This window comes from Nitrosovibrio tenuis (assembly GCF_900109785.1).
Lineage (GTDB): Bacteria > Pseudomonadota > Gammaproteobacteria > Burkholderiales > Nitrosomonadaceae > Nitrosospira > Nitrosospira tenuis_A.
In genome coordinates, this window is record NZ_FOBH01000007.1 from 143,001 (window position 1) to 156,389 (window position 13,389).

A 13,389-nucleotide genomic window follows, 5' to 3' on the forward strand; every position below is an offset into this window, starting at 1 on the left:
CTCAGGGCCAGCCTGTTTCAATATACTCTACTTTAAACAGCAGCCGATATGCTAATTAAATAATCTCGGCATCTGCAGTTCCGGATGCGGCTCATCGAAATGAGCCAGCGTCCAGGCGATAATCAAATCTGCGGTGTAAAGATCCCCGGAACCATCCGCAGCGCGGCAGGCAGATTCAGGGGATAAGATGGTGGGACAAGCTGATTACTACTATTCTCTACTACTATTCTCCTTTAGGCAGAAATCGGAACCTGCATACGTTTCCGCCACGGGCCATGCATTCTTCCTGCTCAATCTTGCTGTCGGTAAAAGTTTCCATCAGGCCCCGATCCAAGTGACAGATCTCGGTATCTTTTACCGCCATTCGGTGAAACACACAGTTATCGGCTTCAATTATGGGCTCACCACCGGGTAGTGTGATATCTTTTGCGTTGTAACCGAGCTGATCCATTACTTCGGCAAGCTTCTCGACCTTCTCCTCGTGCGTAGACAGATTCGGATATTGGCTGCGCAACTGTTGCGCCACGCCTGCACCAATTTCATTTAAACGTTTACCCATGTTAGCGGCACCTTCTTCACGCTGAACCGATGCCACCACCAACTGCGCAAGCCATGAGTATTGACGCGGAAAACTTTCTGAGCCAAGCTCCGTAAGAACATAAAGTTGTTGCGGGCGCCCTCCTCCCGACGGACGTGTGGGACCGGTAGTTACCAGTCCCGCTGCTTCCAACGAGGCAAGATGTTGCCGTACCGCATTGCGCGTAATCTCAAGCCCTTTAGAAAGCTCATCCACACTTAGGCCGGACTTAGTTCCGCGCAACAGTTTCAGCAGTTGTTTCTGCCTTTCACCCATTGTATTTAGCATCTAGATTTTCCTCTCGCTCCTCCCGTCCCGTAATTCCAAGAAATACATAGTTTCGTTATTAGAAATATTATAGAACCTCTTGGAACACCCCTTTCATTATAGAACCCTCTAGGAATCCTTATAAAAAAAACCCTTCCTAAAAACCTTCCTTACTTAAGACACTTTAAACATAAAATAGTTGACAAATTGCCACATGTTTTTTATACTTTCCTCACTATCGCTTCACAACGCTTCAGCTTCAGTTTTATCCACTTGCCTCCACCACGTTGTTGATTCTAGTGAGGATTCGGCATGAAAACAAGGTCATCTTTCGTTGCAGTGTCTCTCGGTTTACTGGCCTCGGGCGCATCGATCGCCATTCTGGCTGTCCTTTTCGGGTTCTGATTGGCTGATTTTAAAGGAGGGCGCAGTATGAATACAAGGATATTTTTTGCGGTACTGTCAATAGGTTTATTGGCTGCCTGCGCTCAGATGAGCCCGCACGACGCGGTTCAAAATCCCACCATTCGTAAAGCTGCCCAGAACGCCCGAACACGTAGCGACCACGATGCCCTGTCGAGGTACTTTGAGAACGCAGCAAGAGAAATGCAAACAAAAGCCGCAGAGCAGAAAGAGCTACTTGAGCATTATGAAGAAAAAGGCTACCTGTATGGCCGGCAGGCCCAGGATTTGAAATCGCATACCGCGGCACTGGTACGCAAATATGAGGAATCGGCAGAGGAAAACGTCAAAGAAGCCGCGCTCCACCGGCAAATGGCATCCGAAATGGCGAAACGCGAGTTTGCAGGTCGCGAAGGTAAAGTAGTCGATGTTTCCAAACCGAGCAAGATACGTAACTGAACATCATCGAGTCATCAGACTTCGTCGGGACCCCACCTCGACTTTTAGTCATTACGTCATCATATTAATTAGCCGCTAATTCAATCTCAATCCCGCCACGCGGGAAAGCTCGGCAGGCACTTGAAAAAATGGATGTCATGGTTGGGCCAGAGCTGAGCGCGTTCCTTGCAGGCAAGCTCCTTGAGCTTGCGAATACTCGTCAAGGCCAGGGCGTCATTATCTTGCCAGCAGGATCCCGGCGCGATTTCCTCGGATAAATTTTCACTCAGATCAGCGGCATCTCCGCAAAGGATGACAGGCCGTCCTTTTTTTAGCTCGATAAAAAGCGACATATGCCCAGCCGTATGGCCAGGGCTGGCAATGGCATGGACACCTGGGGCTACAGGATATTCGCCTGCTTGAATCCGCCACTGGTCCGCCTCCCGCAACTCATCGGCAAATACGCTGCCGTCCGATCCCGTACGCGCCGCAATCAATTCGTCCCGCTGAATGTGCACCTCACAGCCCGGCAAATCCGCCAGGCCACCCACGTGGTCGAAATGCAAATGACCGATGAATACGGCATCAATATCGCAAGGCGTAAGCCCCAATTGTGCAAGATACCGGGGAATACGCTGCTCTTCCCGCATGGCAGGCGGTTCCACGGTAGGACGCATGGGGTCGAAATATTTTGCGCGCAACGCAGGATCGACCAGCTTTTGGTAATCGCATCCCACATCGTAGAGGATACGGCCGTTTGGTGTTTCGATCAGATAAGCGAGAATCGGCGCATCGATGAATTGGCCATAACCGCGGTTGCGTGTTGAAAGGCTCTTCTCATAGCGAATCGTGCCTGTGAGCAGGGGCCAGATCTTCGGGTTGCCCGGCATGTTGGGCTCCTGATGAGTGCTGCATCGCGTTGGAGAGCAGATGAGCGGAAAAATTCATTGCAAAAGGCACGACCAGGATAGCCACAAGCAATGCCAGCAGGGCAGTATGGAAACCGATGACAATTTCTCCGCGCCTGATTTTCTTGAAAATCCAGGCACCCAGCCATACCAGACCGATTAAAATTGCAGAGCCGGCGATTAGGAGCTTGCTATCAACCATCATTCCCCCGATTTAGCTTTGCTATGTTACCTTAATCGGGAAATACCGACCCAAACTATAAGATCGAACAGTACCGAGCTGTATTCCACCGCGCCAACAGGAAGCCGGTGCACCGGGCACGCACAAGCGTTCCCAGAGCACCGGCCGATTGAATGATTAATTCTAAGTTGCGTGTATTTTAGTCAGAAGATATCTTGCCAATAGCTCTACTCAAGGTTTTAAGGAATGATCCTTGTCTGATGGTTTATCCTTTGTCAGAAAAAACCAAAGAGCCGCGGCGCCTACACCTATTACGAGAATTGCCATTTCCATGATTACCTCCGTAAGGAGTGAATGTTCAAGAAAACTGCCTGACTGATCCAAGTATCCCACCCCTCGCACTTGCTCAGTCAGGTCAGCAAACACCTTCAAAAACATCTCTTCATCCAAAGAACGTGGTCTATGAACGGAGTCCACGCTAACCTTTGACGCTAGCCAAGTTAAAAAATTCCCCAAATGATTAAATTTTTTTCCAGTGAAATAACGGTCTCAGAACTCGGAGCTGGGGAATGATAACGGCTGGACCTGGTGCTCTACGATGGCGAATGCGCTGACACTCGAACTGATAAATTCGAAGAAATGAGGAAGAAAGTTTGAGCCCGCTTGAGCGGGTTTTTATTGCCCTTGCTATTGCCCTTGCCTAATCTACCCACTGGGCTACTAAAGTTTCGCCTAACTCTTCAGCCAACACCTCGCAGCGGCGCTGGGCGCTTACCAGATCCCCGTGAACCTCTTGCGGTTCCCCTTTCGGGAAGGGCTGCCATAATCTCTTACCTTCAAATTCCGGCGAAAGCGTTCCACGAAAGAATAAGCTTCTGTTTGTAGCGATGCATAACAAGTGATTGTCTTTTAGATCATCCTTAAGCCACTGGAACTTCATAGCCAAACCCTTTCCTGAAGTTAAAGAGGAGCACACGTTCCAGTGTACTCCAAATGGCCATGCTTTCTTTATGGTTTTGCTGATTAGTTTTGCTCCCCTACCCGTCCCAAGCGGCTCTTGTTTATAAATGGTATGACAAGATAGCGGTATGACCGGTAGCGCGCCAATTCCGCCTCGGCGTATTGTTTTATCTCAGCTCTAAATTTGCTCTAACTTACTCCCGGTAAGCCAAAACCCGCGATGAGTGCAAAAATGTATGTAACCCAAAATACCAGCCAGCGGATATTCATGGTGATCTCCTCGTGGTTATCTACAACTGCCTCGTCCGTCCTCTTCCCTTTGAATCGGTGCGATAAGCCGCAGGAGCTTCTTCCCCGGCCTTTTAAAAAAATCGCCTTCGTGTGGACATTTACTGTCGCTTTCCACCCGCCTCGGGGAGTTGATCTTTCATGAGGCAACAACACCTAACCCAACAATAAGGATAAAAATAAATGTTCCCCAGGTAATGATGCGGTCCATGGCAGATCCTTTCGGATAATTAAATGGTCGAGACCACATCATGCTTGAGAGTTGTTACATTTTTTCGTTTCCTGCCATGCCCTGTCACGAACCCGACACACTCTTGTGAGATCGTGTTTATGACGCCTACCCCTTGGGCGTCACTGGTGTCTAACCCATGTAGATACCATAGCCCGGCAGAGACCGTTCTCGCCGGGCTTTTTTATTGCCGAATCCTCCCCGCTCTCGGGGCCATTTTTTATATGCTCTTCTCGGCAATACCAAGGACTAACGCGGTAATAGCTGGACCACAAGCATTCCATTTGTCCAATAAAAAACCCGCCTGAGGGCGGGTTGTCCGAGAAAGATAATCTCAAATTGGCTCTGCCTTGCCGAGCCTTTAAGCTTGTTCTTACGATGGGCGATAAAACCGACCGACCGAGGTCCGCCAGAAGAATTGCGTAGCGCTCAGGCTCCGAAACGGCAGTGGCAGGCTTCACTGTTTCATCTATCTCAATCCCAATAAGAAAACCCGCCTTTCAGCGGGTTTCCAAGGAGTATTCCTGACTCTATAAAATACTTCTTTCAGCGCTTCCCGAGAAATGCAAGTAATCAGAAATATTTCCTCGCCGATGAGCTAGGAACATTAGCTCATAGTCCGCGTTTCACGAAACCGCCGGCGGGGAAGCTTGCGGGCCTCATTTTCATAAGCCGTAAAGACCGTTTGCATGTCTAACTCATTCACGGGTTTCCCGGTAGAGCGGAGTATTTTGTTGGTACTACGTTCCAACAAATCATCAAACTCTTCTGGCGTATAACCGAACAGATCAACATACCGACGTTTTTTTAACAAGATTGATTTCCTTTAAATTGAGAAAAACGGACAGTTAGAGAAAGAAACCAGTCCGGCGCTTAAGAATGAGCGGCATTGTGATGATGTTTACGCGGGGAATATGTTCGGTACCGCACATAAGATCGGTGCTGCTTCGTAAATACGGAGGTCGTTAAAACTAGCGCCGGCCAGATTTTTCCCTGGTTTTCACGGTCAGTAGAAGATTGCCCACCGACTTTTTCCTCTTGATCCTTTTCTTACCTGGCGTTCCTTGGACATGTACCAGATCCGGCGTGGAAAAGGGCACTTATCAAACAGACGGCGCTGAATATCAGCCCAACAGAAATTGATAAGAAATATGGCATGTCTTTCTGAATACTGAGGAATAGTTCATTAAACGTCTCGCGTTTAACAATCCAATCCAGCACATGCTATGCGGTAACAATACGCCTATCCTTCGATGTTATCGGTACGCCAACGTACAGTACCGGATTGCAGCGGCACAATTCCGATGACTTTTCCGCTATAGCAAAACAGGTCGTACGCAGGAGAAGATGACAGGGGTTCCCCCCGTTATGGATAGCGGCGGGAAGGTTAATGATATTCGCTACCTGAGGGCTTACGCAGACAACGATAGCAATTGGGGGTTAAAGGGCACGAGCCGCTGTTAGGGTCGCATAAAAGAAGTACGCCGTAAATCACGAGCCGACTACTTAAGGGTTTGTGGCGCCTCTGTAGCGATTGCTCGATTGCGGATACGTTTTGTTGTCCACAATTGCTGTGGATAAGTTTGTTGATAAGCTATGAACACAGCCGGTAAGTCACCTTTTTGTAACAATATTTTCATTTTTGGCTATTTTTTGAACTATATAAATATCTTTTAATATCAGTAACATATGTGTAAAGCCAGAGTTCATGCGGGTTTGCGTGATGCAATTTTGAAGGAGTAGGTCATTCTTGTCACGGATGTGGATTACTGTGAAATGTCAAGGAAAATTTTCCCCTGGATTTGTAAGCATTCCTCCGATAGCTCATAAACCACCCCAGGAATAACCTTTAAACTGCTGGCGGAATTAAACATCCACAGGCGGCGTCCGGAATGTTATCAAAGTGTTCGAGGACTTGGATTGATATTTGAGAACTTCGATTGCATCGTTGACTGCCTTCTCCGGAGCACCTGCACAATACTGTTGCCTTACTTTCCGCTGCCGTCGACTACAGCCTTCAACGCTAAGCGTCTACTGATCATCCGTAATGATGTAGCGAAAGAACTATGGCCAAGAGGACAAGGTCCCCGCTGGCGACATGCCGCCGATCCTTTAAAAGCATTATTTCAGCGAACGCCTAGATCGAGCCTTGTACATTCAATACCCGATCAGTAGGACTGAACACCTTGTAAAAAGACTGAAAGCCAAATGGACGGCGCCTACATTGAATCTGCGGGGAACGGTAAATCATATTCCCACCAGAGGGTGCGAAGCACCCGGCCTCCATATAAATTAAGCAGGAATAGCTTTACCCGCCGCAAGCCGAGCATGAACCTGCACGACTACGCTGGCGCCTTCTCCGACCGCGGCGGCGACACGTTTGGTAGAGCTGGCACGCACATCGCCGATTGCGAACACTCCCCGTATCGAAGTCTCGAGCGACAGGGGACGATAGTCGTTTTGGGAATGCGCCGTCCGCTCGAAGTCGATCGACGGCAGGTCGCTACCGGTACAAACGAACCCCTTGTCATTGACTTTCACGCCGCAGTTTTCAAGCCAGTCCGTGTTGGGATCGGCACCCACGAACAGAAAAATGCGCTGGAGAGATTTAGTCTGTTTGCTGCCGTCTTTGCGATTGTGCCACTGAACGCCACCCACACCTTCTTCGCAGCCTTCGATTGACACAATCTCTGACTCTGGATACAGCGTCACATTCGTCAGCGACCCGATACGGTCGATGAGATATTTCGACATGCTTTTTGTAAGATCGGGACCGCGAATCAAATGATGCACGTGCGCCGCGTGGCTCGCCAGAAATACTATTGCCTGCCCGGCCGAATTTCCCCCACCAACCAACACGACTTCTTCCTGCCTGCATAGTGCTGCCTCGATCGGCGACACCCAGTAATAGACTCCACGACCCTCGTATTTTTCTAGTTCGGGTATGGCGGGACGTCGATATCTTGCGCCCGTCGCAATAATCACGGTTTTTGCCGAAATACGTACGCCACAATCGAGCTGGAGCGCGTAGGGAAAGCCCGAGCAATCAAGCGCCATTGCTTTGACGGGCACCACCATTTTGGCACCAAATTTCTGAGCCTGTACATAGGCGCGTCCGGCGAGCGCCTGGCCAGAGATACCGGTCGGGAAACCGAGGTAATTTTCGATTCTCGAACTTGCGCCCGCCTGACCGCCGAATGAATGGGTGTCGAGCACAAGTACGGAAAGCCCTTCCGATGCAGCATATACCGCAGCAGCAAGGCCCGCGGGGCCGGCGCCGACGATCGCCACGTCATAGACATCTTCGGCGTTTAACTCGATATACAAGCCGAGGCGATGCGCAAGTTCCCTTTCGGTGGGGCATTTAAGCACCGTTCCATCGGGACAAACAACGAGCGGCAATTCATTTGGATGCGGTTGGTGAAGCTTCATCACATCTTCCGCAACACTATCCAGCGCCGGATCCAGCACCAGATGAGGATGACCGTTCCTTGAAAGAAATCCCTGCAACCGCACCATGCCCGCCGTGCCGGGGGGACCAATTAGTAGCGGGCCACCTCCGCCGGTTTCGATCAATCCCATGCGCCGCAGGATCAGAGCTCTCATAATGCGTTCCCCGAGCTCGGCCTCGGCCACGACCACAGCGCGCAAGGAAGGAGGATCTATCACCAGTGCTTCGACTACCCCAAGGGCGCGTCCGTAAGCAAGCGCAGGCCGACCCGAAAGCTGGCCGACCTCTCCCGTAAAGTTACCCGGCCCGCTTTCAACCACGGGAATCTCAATCCCGAGGCCATTTTTACGGGTAGTCAGTATGCGCCCCTGCAGCAAAACGAACATGCCAGCTCCGGGACTGCTGGGATCGAATATTATTTCGCCAGGCTGCCAGACATGCACCGTGCCAAAACGCCGTAGCCGATTAATTTCTGTGGTGGCAAGCGTTGGGAATATCTGCTCGCGGCGCGATGCCAGACTTGGTGGCAACGGTATATCCGCTGCATTGGCTGAAATGTCATCCACTTTTATAACGGATCTTCAGAGCCTTTCCATTTATTGACACCTATCATGCGGAATTCCATTGGGGAACTGAAATTTCCCAAACGCCGGATACTTGCATGCAATCCATTCTGTGAAACGAGCAAAGTCTGCGCCACCCCAGGTCACGATCGTTCGCTTGTGCGTTTTGCTCGCAGACGACTGGCTTCATCTCTCACCTGGGTAAGTGTTAGTTTTCCAGGTTCAGGGGTACGAGCAGACTGGCCTAAAGGGCAGGCAGAGGTACACCTGCGGGAGTTGTATAGCGAAAAATCCGTTGCACCCGACAGCAAAATGCGGGCATACAAGCACCCTGTTCCTCTACCTCGCGCAATATCGGAGGGCCATTTCATTCATTTGAGCGGCCGCTTCGCGCGTGCTATTCCCTCAATGGTTGGTTGAACAACCTCATCCCATATATTCCTTATCCCTTCGTTATCCGTCATCAAATCAAGAACTAGCCGGACGGTCATGCTAATACTGCGTATAGGATTAGCGTTTGTCAACGATAGAAAAGGAGATTTACCGATTTACCACACGTTATTGCACGACTCGAGACGTCAAATCATAGGAGGAGTTCTAGCCCGCCTTGCGGATGAGTATTGGTGGCGGCGGGCATTACGCAAAGTTCATATACGCCGTTTTGAACAGGTGCTATACAGTTGGGGCTGGTTCACAGCCGCAAGGGGAAATATGTCAGCGATGACCCTCGCGAATCGGCGTGGCAACAATGGTGATTGCGGACCCTACGGACAACGGGCTTTGCGAGTCATTCAATGGCAGGCTGCGCGACGAATGTCTGAATACGCACGAATTTGAATCCCTGGAGCAGGCACAACGTATCATCGAAGCGTGGCGACGCGACTATAATGATCACAGACCCCACGGTTCGCTTGGAAAACTGACCCCAAGCGAATACGTTAAAACCAAGCAGGTCAGACTGCCAGAAGCGGCCAGATTCTAGTTTTGAATCCCAGCAGAATTGGGGGGACGTCACATTTGCTCTTGCCATACTTAAACGTTGCCTTAGCGTAAATTTCATGACAATTAGGGCAAGCTTAGCAAAGCTCGAAGTAGTTGGATAAATGATAGGAGAATAAATGGTGAAGACTTGCTGGAAAAATCTTATATCAGAGGCAATGGAACAAAGAAATGAGTCTTGTGAGGATGTCGTTCGTTGCACTCTGTCTGAAGATGACCTATTGGCGGAATTCGACGACAGTTACGGCACTATAGAAGATAAACCTTTCACGCTGTGGACAAAGGAACGGGTTTACTTTCCGGCTGTATATGAAATCGGGTAACTGTCAGATGAGATCGCGACTACTACACTTAATGGCTCCGCTCATGCGGATCGTTCGTTTCTCGCCGGACCATTGAGTCTTTGATGAAATGACCCTCCCTATCGAACAAGAATGTGTAGTTACCGTTACGAACGTGTTCTTCTATCTGCTCCTTGTTTTCATTTTCCATGAAAGCCAAGATCTGACTCGTAGCGTAATAGAATATTTGCCCGAACTCCTCGTTCCTCGGATCAAGCAATGCAACATGTGAATGACGCGTCCCAATTATTCGATAACCTGCCGGATGGTTAAAGTCCGAGAAAAACTGAGGTCGATTCTTAAGCTTTAAATTGATGTATGACAGGCGTGCAAACACTTCTCTCGTTTGTAGCGGCGATAATGGCCCATTAATTTTCTGTAGCGTGCTATCTAAGCTGCATAATGCTCCGTTGGCATCATTTAGAACGGAAATAAAACACATGTCATCTAATTGAAGCAATGAACTGCCGGTTATGTAAAGGTCACCGTAATCAAATCCCTCGAAATGCTCGTGAACCTTCGCGGGGATAAGAAGAAAAGAACCAAGGATTTCTGGGGACAATTTCGCTCCGGTATATATGGAGCGCGCAACGGAATGAATGTGATGAAGAAGCTTCCATTCATAAATTTCGCCGATCATTTCGTTGCCACTTCTTCTGTCACGATTTAGCGGAAGATTCTTATCTTTTAAATGCGTCTTGAGAAAAATCAGGCACTGCCAGAGAAAGATTAGCCAAGGTCCTTCTTTTCTAACGTATTCGTTTACGGCGGCAGATCCTTCACTGACTAGTTTTCTGAGCGGCTCCTCAATTTTCCTACCCAACAATGCATTACAGTTTTGACAACATGGAATGACGTACTGTCCGTAGTTATATCCTGTGAGATTGGGAAGAGTAATTTGTCTGGAGTACAAGTTGTAACGTTTAAGAAGCCATCTAGGTAGAATGTGTTCGTTATTGAACTTCGTGCTATCGGGCGAAGCGCCACAGATAAAACAACAATTACCCATGCAGATGTCGTGGACAAATCTCGCTACACTGAAGTAAAGAACCTTTCCGGTCTCATCAAGGACAGAACCATCGTCCGTCGTCTTGTACATAGAAGCACTATGAGGGGCAAAGCTGATATTAGGGTTCATCAGTATGGTTGTTTAGTCTATACGGTTGCCCCCCTGAGATCGGCTGCAGCGGCTGATGCTCCTCCAACTCTGTAAGTTTTATATTGCGCGCAATTCCGTCCAAATCTGGGAAAAGAAGTCTGTATTGAACGCCCAGTACTGCTAGCTCCCGACGCATATTCCTTTTAGCCGCAGCAGGAACGACGAGTTTAAATAGCCGTAATTCATTTTTCGCAAGCCCGTCCACAGGTATTAACGGGTCGCAATTGTTTGGTAGCGGGTAAGATAGAAATGCCCCTTCCTGTGCCATAAGCCGCGGATTGGGTATCTGTGGGGGAAGGAATGGAATAAGCTCGGTATCCCAAGAGTAACGAGTTGTGGCATCTAGATCCTCTCGCCAACTATCGTATGAAAAGGCCCAGAGAACTCCGTCGCTTGAGTCATCGGCAGGATTATTAACCGCAAAAAATAAAGCCTTAAGCGGATTTGAGGTCGCATCCAGTAAACGTGTGGGCAGGCCGTGGTGTTGGGCTAAGACCCAGGCTTCGGAGTCGTTCCTTGGGTATTCGGAGAAGAACGGGCGGCCGAGACGCAGGAAGCGCTCTATGATATGTTCATGAAGCCCACCCCAGTTATCATACCCATCGACAACCTGCGGGTATCGTCCGATGCCGGGCAAAAGTGGCCAATCCCGCGCTTGACCCCTAAACAGCTCCGCTTCGGGACAAACGGTGTCCAAAATCCTCAATAGGGTCCGCACAGAATCGATTTGCGTCATCCTGCGGGAACCGAATAGTCAGTAAACAAATAACAGTCGGCGCGCGGCTCGCAGGCAACTTGAAACGCGAGCACTTGCCGCTCCAATTGGTCTGGCAAAAGTTTTGTCACTCCGATAGGTTTAGGGTGCCAGGATATTTCGTTTGTATGCGCTTGATCAAAAGATTTCTAACGAGTTCTTGGTAGTCCATTAGCTCATAATAAGTATTTCGGCGGTTCTCATGGATCCTTCCATGAGCGGCTCGATCATCCCTGGCATGCTTTAAGCGTTTAATCTTCTCAAGTATCGGTTCACGTCGAAAAATACCATGCATGGTATATCCAGCGAGTTCAGCGGTATCTATGCCTTGCTCCGCCAAGCAACGTGCAACCTTACGCCAGTCTGAAGGCAGCGTTCCGCCGTATATCGCTTCAACTATCTTATAAGCATTATGAATGCCATTTTCTACATCAATCGCCTTCAGTATTCGACTGGGTACTTCCTCGTGACGCAGTATGACATCCTCCACCTCATCGCCTGAGAATGAGTACTTCTCTACGGCAACCCGGAGAAAAAGAGAAGCATAAACCAATTCTTCATCACCGATAACGTTTGCCACCAACTGCCACAGAGCAGCATCAAAATCTGGAGTTCGACCCCACCTGCCGCGAAATATAGAGTCATTATCATCACGGGCAGCGGACGCATGCGGCAACATGTCTCTATAGAATTTAACAGCCTCATCGAGACTTATAATTCGTGACGGAGGAATGCTATTTTCCGCTACAGGAATGACAAACAACTCCTCCGAAGGTGGTCCACCCAGTACTGCCATCATGCCGTGCAGCGCATCAGTGAGATTCGATGCATCAAAATCGGGATCCCGAAGTCGTATTTCATACAGCCCCTGGTAGCTGGCAACCAGCGAATAGCCGATGCGAGGGCTAAAAATCCAGCCACGCTCTAAGGATTCTTCTGTTTCTTCTGTCTGGATTATGAGCGGCTGAATCTCAATCCTTTCATATTTGCGACAGCTCGCGAGATATTCACCAATTGAGTTCAACTCTATCGGGTATTTTTCGCTATTGATGCGGCCAAACGCAAACAAGCTTGGTAGGATAAAACTCACTTTATCTTCTTTTGTTGAATACATTCCCTATTAAACGCCCACAGATGCTATCGCCCTCTATCTCTTGCGCCCAAATGAACTGGATTTTCAGAACGACGATGGGCGGGCGAAAAAGCCCACACCTGAATGAGGCCCTCGGCAGAGCTATGTTATTTCTTTTTGACACGACCTGCCGCGGGTGGAGAAAGCTGTAGTCAAGTTCATCTATACGATTTGAGTTTGAGGGTAATAACCAGTTATTCCCGAGATGAAGGGGTTTGGGAACGATGATCGGAAGGATTTTACCGAAATTCATATAACGACCTCCTCAAATCCACCGTAGCGCAAATTTGACGTGGCAATGTAAGGGGACTTGTTTGAACGAGCCGGACAGGGAGCTTATGATCGTGCATCTGGTCCCAAACATCCCAAAGGTAAATTGGCCAGCGCCTGTGAGAAGAAAACTTGTTTTCTAGTTTTCTTGTTGGGATCAATTACTGCTCACAAGAGCGACATCATGCAAAAACCCGTCTTTGCCCCCGGCGATTTCGTTGTTACCCCAAGCCAGAGAGTTGCCCGTGTCGTTCACTACTACTGCGAAAACAACGCCGAGAATTTCCAAAAAGCCGAGCTTGAATACTCCGACAATCGGGAGCGGGTCATGCTGCGCGCGTCCCACCTGAATTTCTACAGCGGCAAGTACCCGACTGAGGTTCCCTTGGTTTTTCGTCTTCCAACAGGTGTGATTTACGCTGACAGTTGTTTCTTCCGCTGAGCAGCCAGCCAGTCATCAAGGAACTGCA

At 49.2% G+C, this 13,389-nt stretch carries 11 protein-coding genes and 1 pseudogene; 4 read left to right on the forward strand and 8 right to left on the reverse strand.

Features of this window, described 5'->3' with window-relative positions; translation table 11 throughout:
* Positions 1-223: 223 nt before the first annotated feature.
* The gene (locus BMX00_RS10170; RefSeq protein WP_090828909.1) at positions 224-865 is read right to left on the reverse strand and encodes a helix-turn-helix transcriptional regulator; all 642 of its coding nucleotides are present in this window, start codon (positions 863-865) and stop codon (positions 224-226) included.
* 411 nt (positions 866-1,276) lie between these two features.
* Between BMX00_RS10170 and BMX00_RS10175 the strand changes: the two genes are divergently transcribed.
* A complete protein-coding gene (locus tag BMX00_RS10175; RefSeq protein ID WP_090828910.1) occupies positions 1,277-1,705 on the forward strand; it encodes a hypothetical protein in 429 nt (142 codons plus the stop codon).
* Between the two features lie 86 nt (positions 1,706-1,791).
* Here the strand turns inward: BMX00_RS10175 and BMX00_RS10180 are convergent, their stop codons facing one another.
* From BMX00_RS10180 to BMX00_RS10205, 4 genes are all read right to left on the reverse strand, one after another.
* Positions 1,792-2,574 carry an N-acyl homoserine lactonase family protein gene (locus BMX00_RS10180; RefSeq protein ID WP_090828911.1) on the reverse strand — a complete coding sequence of 261 codons (783 nt, stop codon included), beginning with the start codon at positions 2,572-2,574 and terminating at the stop codon, positions 1,792-1,794.
* Positions 2,522-2,797, reverse strand: a complete 276-nt coding sequence (locus BMX00_RS14585; RefSeq protein WP_090828912.1) for a hypothetical protein — start codon at positions 2,795-2,797, stop codon at positions 2,522-2,524. Before BMX00_RS14585 ends, BMX00_RS10180 begins: the two co-directional genes overlap by 53 nt.
* 2,060 nt (positions 2,798-4,857) lie before the next feature.
* Entirely contained in the window at positions 4,858-5,064 is a 207-nt protein-coding gene (locus tag BMX00_RS10200; protein ID WP_090828915.1) for a hypothetical protein, read from the reverse strand.
* A 1,478-nt stretch (positions 5,065-6,542) separates the two neighbouring features.
* Positions 6,543-8,267 (reverse strand): FAD-dependent oxidoreductase, encoded by a 1,725-nt coding sequence (locus BMX00_RS10205; protein WP_245728009.1) that lies wholly within the window; start codon positions 8,265-8,267, stop codon positions 6,543-6,545.
* A 760-nt stretch (positions 8,268-9,027) separates the two neighbouring features.
* Here BMX00_RS10205 and BMX00_RS10210 point away from each other — a divergent pair.
* Both BMX00_RS10210 and BMX00_RS14590 read left to right on the forward strand, forming a co-directional pair.
* Positions 9,028-9,246 (forward strand): annotated as a pseudogene (locus BMX00_RS10210) (integrase core domain-containing protein); the annotation flags it as partial.
* 175 nt (positions 9,247-9,421) lie between these two features.
* Positions 9,422-9,586 (forward strand): hypothetical protein, encoded by a 165-nt coding sequence (locus BMX00_RS14590; protein WP_177171835.1) that lies wholly within the window; start codon positions 9,422-9,424, stop codon positions 9,584-9,586.
* 28 nt (positions 9,587-9,614) lie between these two features.
* On the opposite strand, the gene BMX00_RS10220 is transcribed toward BMX00_RS14590, so the two are convergent.
* From BMX00_RS10220 to BMX00_RS10230, 3 genes are all read right to left on the reverse strand, one after another.
* Entirely contained in the window at positions 9,615-10,742 is a 1,128-nt protein-coding gene (locus tag BMX00_RS10220) for a hypothetical protein (RefSeq protein ID WP_090828919.1), read from the reverse strand.
* On the reverse strand, positions 10,732-11,499 hold the full coding sequence (locus BMX00_RS10225; protein ID WP_090828920.1) for an FRG domain-containing protein: 768 nt from the start codon (positions 11,497-11,499) through the stop codon (positions 10,732-10,734). The genes BMX00_RS10220 and BMX00_RS10225 overlap by 11 nt, the downstream gene beginning before the upstream one ends.
* Positions 11,500-11,605: 106 nt before the next feature.
* Positions 11,606-12,631 carry a hypothetical protein gene (locus BMX00_RS10230; RefSeq protein ID WP_090828921.1) on the reverse strand — a complete coding sequence of 342 codons (1,026 nt, stop codon included), beginning with the start codon at positions 12,629-12,631 and terminating at the stop codon, positions 11,606-11,608.
* Positions 12,632-12,959: 328 nt separating this feature from the next.
* On the opposite strand from BMX00_RS10230, the gene BMX00_RS14755 reads away from it, so the two are divergent.
* On the forward strand, positions 12,960-13,361 hold the full coding sequence (locus BMX00_RS14755) for a hypothetical protein (RefSeq protein ID WP_218141533.1): 402 nt from the start codon (positions 12,960-12,962) through the stop codon (positions 13,359-13,361).
* The last annotated feature ends 28 nt before the right edge of the window (positions 13,362-13,389 follow it).

What these genes read in the sequence shown, in the direction of transcription:
- BMX00_RS10170 (WP_090828909.1), bottom strand. Translation starts at nt 865, where the DNA reads ATGCTAAATACAATGGGTGAAAGGCAGAAACAACTGCTGAAACTGTTG.
- BMX00_RS14585 (WP_090828912.1), bottom strand. Translation starts at nt 2,797, where the DNA reads ATGATGGTTGATAGCAAGCTCCTAATCGCCGGCTCTGCAATTTTAATC.
- BMX00_RS10220 (WP_090828919.1), bottom strand. Translation starts at nt 10,742, where the DNA reads ATGAACCCTAATATCAGCTTTGCCCCTCATAGTGCTTCTATGTACAAG.
- BMX00_RS10175 (WP_090828910.1), top strand. Translation starts at nt 1,277, where the DNA reads ATGAATACAAGGATATTTTTTGCGGTACTGTCAATAGGTTTATTGGCT.
- BMX00_RS10180 (WP_090828911.1), bottom strand. Translation starts at nt 2,574, where the DNA reads ATGCCGGGCAACCCGAAGATCTGGCCCCTGCTCACAGGCACGATTCGC.
- BMX00_RS10225 (WP_090828920.1), bottom strand. Translation starts at nt 11,499, where the DNA reads ATGACGCAAATCGATTCTGTGCGGACCCTATTGAGGATTTTGGACACC.
- BMX00_RS10230 (WP_090828921.1), bottom strand. Translation starts at nt 12,631, where the DNA reads ATGTATTCAACAAAAGAAGATAAAGTGAGTTTTATCCTACCAAGCTTG.
- BMX00_RS14590 (WP_177171835.1), top strand. Translation starts at nt 9,422, where the DNA reads ATGGAACAAAGAAATGAGTCTTGTGAGGATGTCGTTCGTTGCACTCTG.